The sequence below is a fragment of the Flavobacterium sp. FlaQc-48 genome (assembly GCF_044007335.1).
Classification (GTDB): domain Bacteria; phylum Bacteroidota; class Bacteroidia; order Flavobacteriales; family Flavobacteriaceae; genus Flavobacterium.
In genome coordinates this window covers 203,138-217,046 of sequence record NZ_JBIPCR010000010.1, presented here as the reverse complement: position 1 = coordinate 217,046, position 13,909 = coordinate 203,138, and the positions used below count along the sequence as shown (strand labels likewise).

The window sequence follows — 13,909 nt, the reverse complement described above, 5'->3', positions numbered from 1 at the left end:
AAATGATGAATTGGATCCCAGAAAATTATTTTTTTTTTAAGGGGCAAAGGTTCAAAGGGACAAAGGTTCAGAGTTTATATACTTTGTGGTTTTGTTTCTTTGGACCTTTTTTTTCAATTCACCTTTGTCCCTTTGAACCTTAATCCAGAACCGGGCATCGACACAAATGAACCAAACGAGGTAAATGATGAATTGGATCCCAGAAAATTATTTTTTTTTTAAGGGGCAAAGGTTCAAAGGGACAAAGGTTCAGAGTTTATATACTTTGTGGTTTTGTTTCTTTGGACCTTTTTTTTCAATTCACCTTTGCCACTTTGAACCTTTGCTACTTTGAACCTTTGTCCCTTTAAACCTTTGCCACTTTGAACCTTTGCCACTTTGAACCTTCAAAAAAAAAACCTAATCCCCTATTTTCTCCAGAACCGGAATATCATCCATTTTTTCCAGACGTTCGGCCAGTCCTGCCCTGGCCTCTTTTAATTCTTCTTCGGCGGCTATAAGTTCTTTGTACAATTCGTCTTTTCCGGAAGAAACCTGATCAATTTTACGCATGATTTCGTAAATCTCGCCTTCGGCTTCCATTACTTTTAGTCTTTTGTAATACGTCAGGCTTTCGGTCATGTGCGCCAGTGCGATCATTGCCGTTAGAAACGGATGGTTGTTGGTGACATTGACATCTTTAATTTTTCCGTGTTCGAGTTCGACCTTTAGTGCAAAAGCAAATTCTTCCATATTAAAAGCTTCGTATTTGCTTTTTGGATTTAAATAGGCCTTAATAGACTCAACATTGTTCATGGTAGACAAATCAACGTCAGTCTCTTTTTCATCGCTTAAATCCTTAAAAACGATGTTTGCGATGGCTCTTGCCTCGGCAACCGTTGGATCATTTTCAGGATTTTCGAAATCCCGTACCGACCAGTCCCAATTTTCAGGATGGACAGGTTTGATATATTTTTCACAGAAATCTGTCACATCGTTTTTTAAACTTACCATTACCTCTTCTCTTTTGATGTAAACATCCTGGTAAGCACCGCTTTTAGTTCCCATAATTTTTATTTTTTTTTGAAAATACAAACGACACATTTACCTAAATACATGTGTCGTTTTTGATTGTTATTTTATTTACTGTGCTGACTAAATTCTTTTTCTTCCTGTGATTAGAGATATAATAAATAAAACTAAGAATATAAAGAATAAAACTTTAGCGATACTGGCGGCTCCGGCAGCAATGCCTGTGAAACCAAATATTCCGGCGATGATCGCAAGAATAATAAAAATGACTGTATAACGTAACATAAGCGTGATTTTTTTAATTAATAATGATTTTGTTTGTTACTCAAATTTCATACTTTTTAAAGAGATGCATTAACTCCATAAATTCTTTTATTGTCGTAATCAAGGTCATTTTACAATAAACTGACCTGATAGTTTTGTATTAATTCTGAAAAGGCAATTTCGCTGTGCGAAAAGTGCTCTTTGTTGCTTCGGCATTTTTTGGCCCTGTCGAAATAGTGCTGAATCGAACCGTCTTCGTAGGTCGAAACCAGTAACGGATGAACGTAATAATTTTTACAGACATTTCTGGTATTTCCCAAAGCTTCGGCTGTAGTATCAAAAGCGGTTAAAATGTTCTTTTTGATTTCTTTTTCATCGCTGGTCGTTCCAATTTCCATTAAGGTTTCAAAAAATACGATAGAGGCTGCCCAGGTCCTGAAATCCTTGGCGCTAAAATATTCTCCCGAAATTTCATGTAAATATTCGTTTACCATATGGCTGTCGAGCACTTTTCGTTCGCCGTTTTTATCGTAATACTTAAAAACTTCCCAACCCGGAATTTCCTCGCAACGGCTCACCAGTTTTACCAGTTTTTTATTTCGGGTCGTAATGGTGTGTTTTACGCCTTTTTTTCCTGTAAATTCAAATCGAAGGGAATTTTTATTGATGTTGATATGGCGTTTTCTTAAAGTCGAAAGCCCGTAGGATTTATTGTCTTTGGCGTACTTTTCGTTTCCAATCCTAATGTGGGTTTCTTCCATTAACCGGATTACCAGAGCCACTACTTTTTCTTTAGACCATTCTTTTTGTTCTAAATCCTGATCGACTTTTTGTCGTATGGCAGGTAATTTGCTTCCAAACTCGGCTATTTTGTAGAATTTGGTTTGGTTGCGGATCAGATTCCATTTTGGATGGTAGCGGTATTGTTTTCTGTTTTTATCGTCTAAACCTACGGCTTGTAAGTGTCCGTTTGGCAAATCCGAAATCTGAACATTTACCCAGGCCGGCGGAAGTACCAGACTGTGAATGCGTTTTAACTCGCTTTTTTGTTTAATGCAACGTCCGTTTTTTTTATAAACAAAGCCTTCTTCGCATTTCGAACGTTCGATAGGCAATTTTTGATTGCTGATATAAACTAAATCTAATTTTTCTAACACCAAATGAGGTGTTTTAATCAATTGGCCCATTAGTTTCTCGGTTTTTGCTGCTGCATTCATGGTAATCATTGTTATTATTTGCCACAGGTTTCAGATTGATAAAGATGTTTTCCGATATATTTAATTCTTCTGATCCTCTGTGGCATTATTTTAATGTTAATTGGGACGTAAGGACTTAATTAGATTTTTTTTGTTCATGTAGGACCTTCCGGGAATTCCCACCTTTCTGGCCTGCTGATACAATTCTTCTTTAGTCCATAAATCATAAGGTTTTGCATTTCCTCCTTTTTCACCGGCATCCGGCGTATTGGCAATACGCGCTGCTTTTTCTTTGCTATATCCTATTTCTAATAGCGCCTGGTACTGCTTTTCGTTTTTTATTCTGGCATCTGGCATAACTGAAAAATTTTAGGTTAATAACTTACTGTATGGTTTAGTAAAATTCCTTAAAATGCAAGAATTATGTGTTATACAATTTTTTGATAACTTTTCATAATTAACTCTATGTCAGAAGCCTTCGCAACAAAACAAAACAATTTCCCCTCCATCAGGGGTTAAGCATCGGTTTTATAAGAAACTTATTAAAAATAAATAAGATTTTTACTATATTTACCGTTCTTAACCTACGACATTAAGAATTACATAAAATTTGCCTTTGTGGTACGGTACTCTATTGGAAACAATTAAGAACGCCTTATCAACATGGGCTTTATATTCACTAAAAAATGTCAAGTTATGAGTACAAACACCCTTTCGAAAGAAGCCGAAACAAGGCTGATGAATTTTTTTAACAACACAATTGATCCAAAAGAAATGGCGAAATCAATAAGGCAGGCAAATTATATTCTTGCTTTGGGCGTTATGAGGGAACATGAAACACTTCAAAACGAAAAAGCCAATCTCGAAAACAGTTTTTACTGGCTGAATCAATTAGCCGAAATTTTAAATCCATATCTGGATGAAGAATAGATTTAGATTTCTATTTTAAATTAAATACAAAACTTAAAACCTCGACTATACCAATAGCCGGTTTTTTTTTATTGATACTTTTCTTTTAATCAAATCCCTTTAAACCCCATTAGTGGTCGGAGTATTTTTCATAAATACTAAAAACATAAAGAAAAAAGCGAAAAGCCCAAAGGCAAGAAATACCGTTTTATAATTTGACGTTTTGATCGATTATAAATTTCTTTTTCTTCTTTACCGGATCGATATACGAAATATTGAACTTATTTTTGTCGGCATTTAGGGTAAGTGTAGAAAGGGCTTCTTTTTTTAATTTTTTTCCTTTAATGTTAATTGCAGTCGCAAAACTTCCTATAAGCTGAATCTCTAAATTTGTTTTGTCGATTTTGTATTCAATTTTACGAATTACAAATTCTGCCCTGCTGCTTTTTTTATTTACATTATTTACGGCATCAAACACCTTAATGTCTTTTGGATCAAAAACAAGCGAAAGTCCTTTGTTCTCCAACTCTATTCTTCCGTTTCCGCTGGCTTCATCTTCGTTTATAAACTCTTCAAAAGTGACAAAAAAAGATGCAAATTTGTCCTGAGTAGCCACATTGTATTTTAAAAATACGCCTGAGTTTAAAAAATTATACTCAAAAACTCTCGGAATTACTTTAAAACTATAAAATGAGGCAGATGGTCCTATAGAGGTTTGTAAATCGCCAACAAAGAGCATGTCACTGGTTCCTTTTAATTCTTTTCGAAAATAATTAAGTTCCGGGCTAAAAAGCGATTCATCGGGATCATTCAAAAACAAATCCGTAAACCGGGGATGATACGCTTGCGCAGAAGCTGTAAGGCTAATAAATAAAATGGTGATCGCAAAGATTTTTTTCATTTTCAGGATGTTTCAATTGTTTCAGAAATGGTTTTAGTAAAAGTATAATGAGGTTAATCGCATTTTACCTTTTTTAATTCGCCTGATTTAATGTCTAGCTGAAGGCAGGTTTGCTTTATTAAAACCATTTTATTATTGACAACCTTATACACTGCATTCATCTGACTTGCCCCTGCACAACATTGATTGTATTCGCTAATTCTTTTCGTTTTACTATCAAACTCCAATGAAGTGCCGCTAAAACTGCTTTCAAAGTACTTTTGTGTCTTTGGATCGTAAAGAAAATACAAACTGGTCGTATTGGGCCCGGCTGCACTTGCCTCAAAAACAGAGAAATCTTCAATGCCGTCAAAATTATAATCATCGATACTTATATTGTTTAACCCCCAAAGCTGACAATCTAAATCAAATTGCTGAAGTAGTTTGTCTGTCTTTTTCTCCAGAATTTTAACCCCGGTTACTTTGGCATAAAAATCGCCTTTGGTTTTTGACACCATCAACTTAAAATATTTGCCTTTAAGGGAGACAGGCTGTAGAATTTCCCTGTTTTTCCATTCGGCTGAAGGTCCATTATCAATAGCGGATATTTTGGACAACGTTATCTTAAGTTCTTTTTTTGTAGTTAAGTCCAGCCATGTTCCCTCGATTTTAGTGGCTTTGGGATTAAAATTTTCAAAAGTCATTTTAGCAGTTTCTTTACCGCTTTTATCTTTTTCAAAAAAAGTTAATACTTTCTTTTTTAATGTACCCCGTATTTCAATAGGCGTATCATAATTTGAATAGGCATAAATAGCACTTCCGGAATCATCTGAGCTAATATCGGTAACAAATTCTATGGGATACTTATCTATAAAGCCCGTATAAGTGGTTTGTGCCCTGATGCAAAGTGAGAGTAAAAAAAATAATGCCACTATCATTTTTTGTTGTACTGCATGGTTGGTTATGGCAATCATAAAATGGTTGATTCGGTTTATATGATAAGGTGTACTTATTTTTGGTATTGCGAATATAACACTATTTGTATTACACCTTGATTTTTTAGATAAATCCAAATCATATAACATTATTCAAAAATACTGTAAGACATTCTTCACACGATCTGAATAATTTTACATTATAACATTTAAACTTTAAAATCATGAAAAAAATACTATTAGCCGGAAAAGTAATTTTAGGAGCAGGACTACTGCTGATATCCTTAAACTCTTGTAAAAACGAAAACAAACAAGAAGATCCAAAAGAAGTTGCCGAAGATACAAACGAAGCTAAATTTGACTCTATTGATGATAAAAAAGATGATTCGGAATTTCTGGTAGATCAGGCAGAGATTAATCTTGCTGAAATCGAAATCGGAAAACTGGCTCAAACCAAAAGTACAAATCCTGAAGTGAAAAAATTTGGAAAAATGCTTGTTGATGAGCATACCAAATCAGCTTCTGAAGTTAGCGCTTTGGCTAAAGCTAAAAACTTCACTTTACCTACTTCGTTAACTGAAGATGGTCAGGATGAATACAAAAAACTAAATGAAAAATCAGGTCTTGATTTTGATAAAAAGTTCGCTGATATGATGATCGACGGACACGAAAAAGCTATTGACAAATTGAAAAAAGCAACTGAAGATGCAAAAGATCAAGATGTTAAACTTTGGGCATCAAACAATATAGCACCGCTAACAGCTCATTTGGAGCATGCGAAATTGCTAAAACAAGACTTAGACAAAAAGAAATAAATTTAATTGGTTATTATTTATTTTCAAAAAACCCCTTAAGAGTTGAATTGCTTAAGGGGTTTTCTTTTTTTTTCTAAGGTACAGAGGTTCAGAGGTGCAAAGGGACAAAGTTTTTTGTAGGACGCACTTGCTGTGCATCTTTTTAGGTTTTAATAACCACGTAGGATGGATTAAAATCCATCCCTACAATATGTTTCGTTCCTCCGGAACTGCTTGATAAGTTTTAATACAAAGCATTCAGCCTTTGTCCCTTTGAACCTTTACACCTATGAACCTATTTCTCCAGCTATCTTTCTTCCTTTATAAAAAACCCCTTCTCTTTTAGGCAAACGTGCTACGGCTTCGGCGGAGCAGCTTGCTTTTACTAAAATAAAACTGGCTTCGTCATTTGCTGTGGGCCATACGCGGGTTCCTGAATCGTTTAGCGGCAAAATCTCATCTTTTGTGGCAATATGAAGGGCACGGCTTAAACTGTATTCGTCTGTCCAGCCATATAATTGTGCACATAATTTTGCTTTTTCGAGCATATCGCACGTTCCAAAAGGCTGCCAGTGATCGACAATACTATCTGTTCCTGTCATTAATTTTACGCCGTATTTTTTCAAAGTCGGAATTGGCATTATGGTTTTCCCAATAGGGATTGTCGACACTACTCCTATCCCTAGATTTCCCATTTGTTCCGCTATTTTTTCCATATCCTTTGGGTCCATTCTCGCCAGGGCAAAACCGTGACTGATATAGGTTTTTCCTTGTAACTGCTTATTTTCTTCTACTTTTTTTATCATGTATTCAATCGCAGCTTTACCGGATGGAGGCGATTCGTGCAAATGTATGTCGATACCTTTATTTGTATCAAGTGCAATTTGAAACATGGTGTCAAGTGATTTTTCCATATTACCATCAACATTTGTCGGGTCAAGTCCGCCTATGAAATCAATTCCCATCGAGGCTGCTTCCCTTAACAAAGGTTCTGATTGTGAATATAAGATGCCGTGCTGCGGAAAAGCCACAATTTCCCAGCCAAAACCATCTTTATTTTTTTCCAGTGCGGCCTGTAAATGTTCTAAACTTTTTAATCCGCTTACAGGATCAATATTGCATTGACAACGTGCAAAATAACTCCCCTGGCTTTGCATGAGTTTAATGGCTTCTTCGGCTTTATGCTGAGAATCCGGCAGCAACTTTGGAATTAGCTTTTGCTCCAGCGTAATCATATCTTTTACTGTATATCCTTTTCTTGGCGCTGCATTCCAGGTTCCGCTGCCATAATAGGTTTTATCGATATGAATGTGCATGTCACGCAATCCCGGAAGCATCAAAAGACCTTTGGCGTCAACTGTTTTTAATTTCAAAGCCGATTTTCCTGTTGTAATGCTTTTAATTTTTCCATCGGCAATATGTACGGTGTACAAAGCTGTTTTGGTGGCAATGACTTCATTTTTTTCATTGTACTCAAAACCATCTTCTAATCGTACATTCACTAAAAGGTATTCGTTTAAGGCTGTTTTATTTTCTTCCGGTACTACCTGTGCGACTGCATTGCCCCCAATTCCTGAAAACAAGGCGGCACCGGTTGCTGCAGCTCCCAATCCTAAGAATTTTTTTCGGCTTATTGTATGCTCTTCCATAAATTATATTTTATATTTCCTGGGTTTGTTATACGTTTTTCCAATAACACTCTGGTAATAAACAGCATGCATTGGTTTGCAAAAATCGTGATAAACTAAAAACGGGAACGGTAATATTACGGATAAGGATGGTAAAAATTATAACTTTGTTTAAAATCGCCTGGAGTTTTGCCCGTATATTTTTTAAATACTTTGCTAAAATACGTATTGTCATTAAAACCCAATTGGTAGGCTATTTCTTTGATAGACAAATCGGTACTGGTAAGTAAACGTTTGGCTTCGAGAATCGTTCTTTCTTTAATTACATCGCCGGCCGGCATTTTTAAATATTTCTGCGAAAGGATATTAAGATAATTAGGCGTGATATTTAATTTATCAGCATAAAAATTCACCGAAGACTCCTGATTAAAATGATTGTCAATTAAGACCGTAAACCTTTTAATCATCTTTTCGGGTTTGGTTGAAGAGTCGTGCTCCGGAAATTGATTTAAATACTCCTTTTGCAATAATTTCAGCATGACATGCAAGCGAAGCAAGACTATTTCTTTGGTCAGCATATCATTATCCGGCAATACCAATTCTATTTCCTGTAACTGATTTTTGAATTCTTCGAATTTTATCTGATTTAAAGAAAGACAAGACGGAACACTTTGTTCAAAAAACGGAAGTGATCCTAAATTCGGGAAAATCGTAATTACATCTGCCGAAAGCATCAGCTGAAATCCGGTAGTATCGACATCAAGCGACCAGTTATGTACCTGCCCCGGTCGTATAAAATAAACCTGATAATCGCCTACTATATATTGTGTAAAATCGACATGGTGAACGCCGGAACCTTTCTCTACAAAAAAGACGAGATAAAAATCATGTTTATGAGGCTGTTCAAATTCGTTTCTTCCTTTTACACTATGGCGGAATAAGGTAATACCCAAAGTTTCTTCCCCGAGTATATTGCCAACAGATAAAACAGGAATCGAATGTTTTTGCAAAGGAAAAAGTGGTTGATTGTTCACTTTCAAAAATAATAATTAATATGGTATAAGTTTTTAAAAGAATAAAAAAAGGTCCGACTTTATAAAGTCAGACCTTTTTAAGCACTTATTTATGTATGTTTTTAGTTCACGCAATAACAATAGCTATCGGAAGCTAAGACACAAAGTTTATAAACTTCTGAACCTTTGCCAATTTGAACCTTTGCCGCTTTGAAAGTTACTTCAAAGAAGCCATATCAATTACAAAACGGTATTTAATATCTCCTTTTAGTAATCTTTCGTAAGCATCGTTTACTTCATTTACGCCAATCAATTCAATATCAGCAGTAATGTTATGTTCGGCACAAAAGTCAAGCATTTCCTGAGTTTCGGCAATGCCGCCTATGTTTGAACCGGCAAAGCTTCTTCTGCCTAATAAAAGACTAAATGATGTTACCGGAAGTGGTTCCATTGGTGCGCCAACCAAAGTTAGCGTTCCGTCTACTTTTAGCAAATTCAGGTAAGCATCGATATCATGCTGAGCTGATACACAGTCCAGAATAAAGTTCAGGCTTTTGGCATATTTCGCCATTTGTTCCGGATCGGTAGACAAAACTACTTCATCTGCACCCAACCGTTTTGCATCTTCGGTTTTAGACAATGAAGTGGTAAAAACCACCACATGAGCGCCCATAGCTTTTGCCAGTTTGATTCCCATATGGCCTAAACCACCAATACCTACGACACCTACTTTTTGCCCGGGACCCACTTTCCAGTGTTTCAACGGAGAATATGTGGTGATCCCTGCGCACAATAAAGGAGCAACTCCTGCAAGATCTAATTTATCTGAAATATGCAATACATAGTTTTCATCGACTACAATACTTTGAGAATACCCTCCAAAAGTTTGTCCGCCTAAATGAACATCAGGAGAATTAAAAGTCAGTGTATTTCCGGGATCGCAAAATTGCTCTAATCCTTCTTTGCAATGCTCGCATTCTCTGCACGAATCGACCATACAGCCTACTCCGGCCAGATCCCCAATTTTGAATCCTTTTACGTGATCGCCTACTTTTGTTACACGCCCTACGATTTCGTGACCCGGAACAATTGGATAAATGGTTCCGTGCCATTCGTTTCTGGCAGAATGCAAATCAGAATGGCAGATTCCGCAATATAAAATCTCGATTTCTACATCATGTGCCAGCACTACTCTGCGTTGTATATCTAAGGTTTGCAAAGGTGCTTCGGCAGCTTCTGTACCAAAGGCTTTTATGTTTTTTGTTTCCATTTAAGTTTTTGTTTAAAGTTTCAGGTTTTATTTATTTGCTTCGCCAATTCAGCTAAAGCCTCGTGTCACGTTTTGAAAAATGCCAGGAAGGCATGAAAACACAATTTGTTTGCGAATGTTGTGTATAATTTCACGCAGATCTACATGGATTTAGGCAGATTTAATTTGATTTAAATACTATCTGCTTAAATCTGCGTTAAAAAAATATTATTTCAAGCAAAGACGCAAAGTCGCAAAGTTTTCTTTTTTAAGGCTGTAAGCTTTTACACTTAGTAACTTAGAAGTTCAGAAACTTAGCAACTTAGATTACTTTCCAAAACTAAAATACTCGTCATCGGTTACGCTTTCTAACCAGATTCCTTTTCCTTTATCGATTTCTGTGATAATGCTAATGTGCGAAAATCGGCTAAAAGGAGTTGCACCATACCAATGTTCTACGCCAGGCAAAATTGTAATTACCTCATCTTTATGAAGCAAACGAATAGCAGCGCCTCTTTCCTGAAAATAGCCAATTCCGTCTGTTACGATAAACAATTGTAAGCTGGCGTTAATGTGCCATTTGCATCTTGAACCCGGTTCAAAAGACACTTCTTTAATGATCGTATTGTCCGGATGAATATTGCTGGTTTGTTTTTTATACGAAACATCCCCAGTCATAAAAGTATTTGGGATTTTTCCCTCTTCAATAGCAGAAGTATAAAGTGTTGACATAAAATTGATTTTTTGAGATTGATTTTTATTTTAATAAAATCTAACAAAACCGTTAATTAATCGTTAGATCACCAAACAACACTTTTACTTGTATTATTTAAAGCTATTGTATTGTTCGTCGGTTACTGGTTCAAGCCAGTCTACAATACCTTTTTCAGTATTGGTACTAATAGCAATGTGGGTAAATGTACCGTCCGGAGAAGCTCCGTGCCAATGTTTTACTTCGGGTTGAATGTTGACTACATCGCCTTCCTGAAGCAACTGAATTGGTTTTCCTTCTTCCTGATAATATCCTGTTCCTTGTGTTACAATCAGGATTTGTCCTCCGGGATGTGTATGCCAGTTGTTTCTCGCTCCCGCTTCGAAAACGACATTACCCACTGCAGTATGTAAAACAGGATCATTTGGAACCAGCATTTTCACCCATGCTTTTCCTGTAAAATAATCCGCTGAAGCTAAATCTCCTTTTGGGAAAATAGTTTCATTTAATTGATTTTCTGATTCTTTCATAATTGTTTTGTTTTTGTATATCAGTGCTGGAAACTAAATCAGAAAGCCAGATACGCTTTATAGAAGTTATATTTAGTCAGCGAAAAACCGATAGTGGTTAATACTAATTATTTCAGCGCAAAATTACTTTAGCATCGACAATTAGAAATAACAATAATCAAACAAAAAATTATGAATATGAAACAATTTACGCTCTTAACGATTTTGGAATCGTTCCGGTAAGCCTTTTAAAGTAATTATTAAAATAACTCGGATATTCAAATCCCAGCGAATATCCAATGTCAGAAATACTCCAGTCGGTATGTTGCAGTAATGCTTTGGCTTCGCCAATGATTCTCTCTGTAATATGGGCTGTGGTGGGCTTTCCGGTGACTTCTTTTACAGAACGGTTTAAATGATTAACATGTACCGCGAGGCTTTGTGCATAATCCTGAGGTGTTTTTAAGGCCAAAGGTTCATTTTTTGTTTCTATAGGGAATTGTCTTTCTAACAATTCCAGAAATAAAGATGTTATTCTTGAAGAAGCATTTTTATGTTTAAAGAAATTTTCTGTAGGCTGCATTTTCATCGATTCGTGCAAAATCAGATTGATATAATTACGCATTAAATCATCTTTAAAAACATAATCGGTTTCCTGTTCTTCGATCATTTTTTTAAATAATGAATCGATAAACACTTTTTGTTCAGGTGATAAGCTAAAAATAGGTGTTCCGCCAATTTTAAACAAAGGCGATTCATGAAGACTTTCAGAACGATCGTTTGCCCGTAAAAATTCTTCGGTAAAAACGCAGGCATATCCTTCGTAAACAGGCGAAATAATTTCCCATGAATACGGAATAATCGGATTGCCGAAAAACAATATCGTTCCGTCAGTTTCGATACCACGATCGGCATAGTGAATCAGGCTCTTACTGGTATTGATACAAATCTTGTAAAAATCCCTGCGATTGTAGGTCGGAATCTTGCTAACATCGCTATTTACCTCATACACTTTAAAGCCTTTTAACTTTAAATCGTTTATACCTAGTTCAGAAGCCTGAAATTCTAATTGATCTTTCATTTTGCAAAGTTATGAAAATCAAATAAAGAAATTTGTTTCAGGTTTCAGGTTTTTTTGTTTCAGGGTTGAAATGAGAATAACAAAAATTTAACCGCAAAGTCCGCTAAGCTTTTTTACGGTAGATTGTCTTGATAAACGCAGAGAACGCAAAGCTTTGTCAATTAACTTTGTGAACTTTATGTTTTAAAATGTAAAAACAGTATAAAACTTTGCGCCTGAGCTAGCGATACCTATCGGGATTCCGAGATTAAAAAAAACTTAGCGCATTTTGCGTAAATCCTTGCGTGCTTTGCGGTTAAATTTTACACAAACACTAATCCCGTTTCAAACCTGAAACCTGAAACAAAAATAAACAACTAAAAAATTGCTTAATTATACCAATCGGTATATATTTGCATTAAAATTTACCAATCATGAGTAAAGCCGAAAAAACAAAACAATTTATTATAGAAAAAACTGCTCCTCTTTTTAATATGAAAGGATACAGCGGAACTTCTATGAGTGATATTACTGCTGCTACCGGACTTACAAAAGGAAGTATTTATGGTAATTTCGAAAACAAAGACGAAGTTGCCATTGCTGCTTTTAAGTTTAATGTGAAGAAACTTCAGGACACTTTTGCGAGAGAAATCGAAAAGCAAACGACTTTCAAAGACAAATTATTGGTTTATCCCAGATTGTATTCTGACTATTATGATTTAAGGATTACCAAAGGCGGCTGTCCTATTATCAATACCGCCACAGAAGCTGACGATACGCACCCAATTCTTAGAAAAAAAGTCGAAAACACCATTCTGGCCTGGAAAGACAAATTGGTCTATTTTATTGAACAGGGAATTATTGCCGGAGAATTTAAAGCTAAATCTATCGATCCGGAAAAAACAGCCTTAACTATAATTGCCATTATCGAAGGCGCTGTAATGATTACCAAAATCACCGGAAACCTCAATAACTTATCTGATATTATGCTTTCGCTAAACAAAATTATAGAGGACTTAGAATAAAAAGCAACAACTAAAATTGCTTTTTTTTTAAATAAAAATATACCGATCAGTATTAAAAAATAAACACTAAACCTAATGGAAAAATTAACGCGATTACAAGTATTGCAAAATCACATTGACAGAGAATTTACAGCATCGCCATCGCCTTTTATGCTTTGGATGAAACCCATAGTTGTTGCTGCCGACGAAGGAACGGTTACTTTTAAATATTTGGTCAGGGAAGAAATGTCGAATCCGGTTAAGAGCCTGCACGGAGGCGTAACGGCTGCTATTGCTGATGATTGTATTGGTGCGACCATGTTTTCCTTACATGAAGATACTTTTTACACCACCATCAATCTTGTGGTCGATTACTTTGCCCCTGCTTTTGTTGGAGATACTATTATTGCCCAAACAGCGATCATCCGAAAAGGAAAACAAATTGTAAATGCACAATGTGAAATATGGAACAAAGACCAAACCCGATTACTTGCAAGAGCAACGTTTAATCTTCTTAAAACCAATATTGTCAAGAAAGAACTGTAACTCTTTCTCACACACAGATGCTGTTGATTTCTAAATTAAATCTACGTTTAAATAGTTTCACGCAGATTTTCTTTTTTATCAGTGGCTATGATTTTTAAACACATAGAAACATAGATTCTGTAAACTTAAAAAAAGGCGTTTCACTTTACCTCAACTAACATAGAGCTATGTGAAAGAAACTTGTTTCTTTTTTGACACC

The 13,909-nt window shown here is 35.7% G+C and carries 16 protein-coding genes; 4 read left to right on the top strand and 12 right to left on the bottom strand.

The genetic code is table 11. From position 1 onward, the window contains the following. Window positions 1–399 precede the first annotated feature (399 nt). The 4 genes from ACHRWY_RS16940 to ACHRWY_RS16925 all read right to left on the bottom strand — a co-directional run bounded on the left by ACHRWY_RS16940 (window position 400) and on the right by ACHRWY_RS16925 (window position 2,828). Window positions 400–1,047, bottom strand: a complete 648-nt coding sequence (locus ACHRWY_RS16940) for a DUF5661 family protein (protein ID WP_395356256.1) — start codon at window positions 1,045–1,047, stop codon at window positions 400–402. A gap of 87 nt (window positions 1,048–1,134) precedes the next feature. Next, complete coding sequence (locus tag ACHRWY_RS16935) at window positions 1,135–1,296, bottom strand: DUF1328 domain-containing protein (protein WP_072964100.1); 162 nt, start codon at window positions 1,294–1,296, stop codon at window positions 1,135–1,137. A 110-nt stretch (window positions 1,297–1,406) separates the two neighbouring features. After that, window positions 1,407–2,492: a DNA topoisomerase IB gene (locus tag ACHRWY_RS16930; RefSeq protein WP_395356255.1), complete on the bottom strand. Its 1,086-nt coding sequence runs from the start codon at window positions 2,490–2,492 to the stop codon at window positions 1,407–1,409. Between the two features lie 96 nt (window positions 2,493–2,588). Then, window positions 2,589–2,828 (bottom strand): Rho termination factor, encoded by a 240-nt coding sequence (locus ACHRWY_RS16925; protein ID WP_395356254.1) that lies wholly within the window; start codon window positions 2,826–2,828, stop codon window positions 2,589–2,591. Between the two features lie 339 nt (window positions 2,829–3,167). Between ACHRWY_RS16925 and ACHRWY_RS16920 the strand changes: the two genes are divergently transcribed. Beyond that, window positions 3,168–3,401 (top strand): hypothetical protein, encoded by a 234-nt coding sequence (locus ACHRWY_RS16920; protein WP_395356253.1) that lies wholly within the window; start codon window positions 3,168–3,170, stop codon window positions 3,399–3,401. 187 nt (window positions 3,402–3,588) lie between these two features. On the opposite strand, the gene ACHRWY_RS16915 is transcribed toward ACHRWY_RS16920, so the two are convergent. Both ACHRWY_RS16915 and ACHRWY_RS16910 read right to left on the bottom strand, forming a co-directional pair. Then, window positions 3,589–4,281, bottom strand: coding sequence for a hypothetical protein (locus ACHRWY_RS16915; RefSeq protein ID WP_395356251.1), 693 nt, complete (start codon window positions 4,279–4,281; stop codon window positions 3,589–3,591). Window positions 4,282–4,334: 53 nt separating this feature from the next. Next, window positions 4,335–5,234 (bottom strand): XAC2610-related protein, encoded by a 900-nt coding sequence (locus ACHRWY_RS16910; protein WP_395356250.1) that lies wholly within the window; start codon window positions 5,232–5,234, stop codon window positions 4,335–4,337. 185 nt (window positions 5,235–5,419) lie between these two features. On the opposite strand from ACHRWY_RS16910, the gene ACHRWY_RS16905 reads away from it, so the two are divergent. Further along, window positions 5,420–6,010, top strand: a complete 591-nt coding sequence (locus ACHRWY_RS16905) for a DUF4142 domain-containing protein (RefSeq protein WP_395356248.1) — start codon at window positions 5,420–5,422, stop codon at window positions 6,008–6,010. Window positions 6,011–6,276: 266 nt separating this feature from the next. Here ACHRWY_RS16905 and ACHRWY_RS16900 read toward each other — a convergent pair whose 3' ends face one another. The 6 genes from ACHRWY_RS16900 to ACHRWY_RS16875 form a co-directional block, all read right to left on the bottom strand. Then, window positions 6,277–7,638 carry an amidohydrolase gene (locus ACHRWY_RS16900; RefSeq protein WP_395356247.1) on the bottom strand — a complete coding sequence of 454 codons (1,362 nt, stop codon included), beginning with the start codon at window positions 7,636–7,638 and terminating at the stop codon, window positions 6,277–6,279. Between the two features lie 116 nt (window positions 7,639–7,754). Next, window positions 7,755–8,651: a helix-turn-helix domain-containing protein gene (locus ACHRWY_RS16895; RefSeq protein ID WP_395356246.1), complete on the bottom strand. Its 897-nt coding sequence runs from the start codon at window positions 8,649–8,651 to the stop codon at window positions 7,755–7,757. A gap of 196 nt (window positions 8,652–8,847) precedes the next feature. Continuing rightward, window positions 8,848–9,900 carry an NAD(P)-dependent alcohol dehydrogenase gene (locus tag ACHRWY_RS16890; RefSeq protein WP_395356245.1) on the bottom strand — a complete coding sequence of 351 codons (1,053 nt, stop codon included), beginning with the start codon at window positions 9,898–9,900 and terminating at the stop codon, window positions 8,848–8,850. A gap of 306 nt (window positions 9,901–10,206) precedes the next feature. After that, on the bottom strand, window positions 10,207–10,611 hold the full coding sequence (locus tag ACHRWY_RS16885; protein ID WP_395356244.1) for a cupin domain-containing protein: 405 nt from the start codon (window positions 10,609–10,611) through the stop codon (window positions 10,207–10,209). A gap of 93 nt (window positions 10,612–10,704) precedes the next feature. Further along, complete coding sequence (locus ACHRWY_RS16880) at window positions 10,705–11,121, bottom strand: cupin domain-containing protein (protein ID WP_395356242.1); 417 nt, start codon at window positions 11,119–11,121, stop codon at window positions 10,705–10,707. Window positions 11,122–11,308: 187 nt separating this feature from the next. Further along, the gene (locus ACHRWY_RS16875) at window positions 11,309–12,181 is read right to left on the bottom strand and encodes a helix-turn-helix domain-containing protein (protein WP_395356241.1); all 873 of its coding nucleotides are present in this window, start codon (window positions 12,179–12,181) and stop codon (window positions 11,309–11,311) included. A 413-nt stretch (window positions 12,182–12,594) separates the two neighbouring features. Here ACHRWY_RS16875 and ACHRWY_RS16870 point away from each other — a divergent pair, with 413 nt between their 5' ends. Together ACHRWY_RS16870 and ACHRWY_RS16865 are read left to right on the top strand one after the other, a co-directional pair. Continuing rightward, a complete protein-coding gene (locus ACHRWY_RS16870; protein ID WP_395356239.1) occupies window positions 12,595–13,185 on the top strand; it encodes a TetR/AcrR family transcriptional regulator in 591 nt (196 codons plus the stop codon). 75 nt (window positions 13,186–13,260) lie between these two features. Next, on the top strand, window positions 13,261–13,710 hold the full coding sequence (locus ACHRWY_RS16865; protein ID WP_395356238.1) for a PaaI family thioesterase: 450 nt from the start codon (window positions 13,261–13,263) through the stop codon (window positions 13,708–13,710). Window positions 13,711–13,909 lie beyond the last annotated feature (199 nt).

Excerpts from the sequence above, each read along its gene's own strand:
- ACHRWY_RS16940 (WP_395356256.1), bottom strand. The coding sequence starts at position 1,047 with ATGGGAACTAAAAGCGGTGCTTACCAGGATGTTTACATCAAAAGAGAA.
- ACHRWY_RS16925 (WP_395356254.1), bottom strand. The coding sequence starts at position 2,828 with ATGCCAGATGCCAGAATAAAAAACGAAAAGCAGTACCAGGCGCTATTA.
- ACHRWY_RS16915 (WP_395356251.1), bottom strand. The coding sequence starts at position 4,281 with ATGAAAAAAATCTTTGCGATCACCATTTTATTTATTAGCCTTACAGCT.
- ACHRWY_RS16880 (WP_395356242.1), bottom strand. The coding sequence starts at position 11,121 with ATGAAAGAATCAGAAAATCAATTAAATGAAACTATTTTCCCAAAAGGA.
- ACHRWY_RS16935 (WP_072964100.1), bottom strand. The coding sequence starts at position 1,296 with ATGTTACGTTATACAGTCATTTTTATTATTCTTGCGATCATCGCCGGA.
- ACHRWY_RS16905 (WP_395356248.1), top strand. The coding sequence starts at position 5,420 with ATGAAAAAAATACTATTAGCCGGAAAAGTAATTTTAGGAGCAGGACTA.
- ACHRWY_RS16900 (WP_395356247.1), bottom strand. The coding sequence starts at position 7,638 with ATGGAAGAGCATACAATAAGCCGAAAAAAATTCTTAGGATTGGGAGCT.
- ACHRWY_RS16920 (WP_395356253.1), top strand. The coding sequence starts at position 3,168 with ATGAGTACAAACACCCTTTCGAAAGAAGCCGAAACAAGGCTGATGAAT.
- ACHRWY_RS16910 (WP_395356250.1), bottom strand. The coding sequence starts at position 5,234 with ATGATTGCCATAACCAACCATGCAGTACAACAAAAAATGATAGTGGCA.
- ACHRWY_RS16885 (WP_395356244.1), bottom strand. The coding sequence starts at position 10,611 with ATGTCAACACTTTATACTTCTGCTATTGAAGAGGGAAAAATCCCAAAT.
- ACHRWY_RS16870 (WP_395356239.1), top strand. The coding sequence starts at position 12,595 with ATGAGTAAAGCCGAAAAAACAAAACAATTTATTATAGAAAAAACTGCT.
- ACHRWY_RS16865 (WP_395356238.1), top strand. The coding sequence starts at position 13,261 with ATGGAAAAATTAACGCGATTACAAGTATTGCAAAATCACATTGACAGA.
- ACHRWY_RS16875 (WP_395356241.1), bottom strand. The coding sequence starts at position 12,181 with ATGAAAGATCAATTAGAATTTCAGGCTTCTGAACTAGGTATAAACGAT.
- ACHRWY_RS16930 (WP_395356255.1), bottom strand. The coding sequence starts at position 2,492 with ATGAATGCAGCAGCAAAAACCGAGAAACTAATGGGCCAATTGATTAAA.
- ACHRWY_RS16890 (WP_395356245.1), bottom strand. The coding sequence starts at position 9,900 with ATGGAAACAAAAAACATAAAAGCCTTTGGTACAGAAGCTGCCGAAGCA.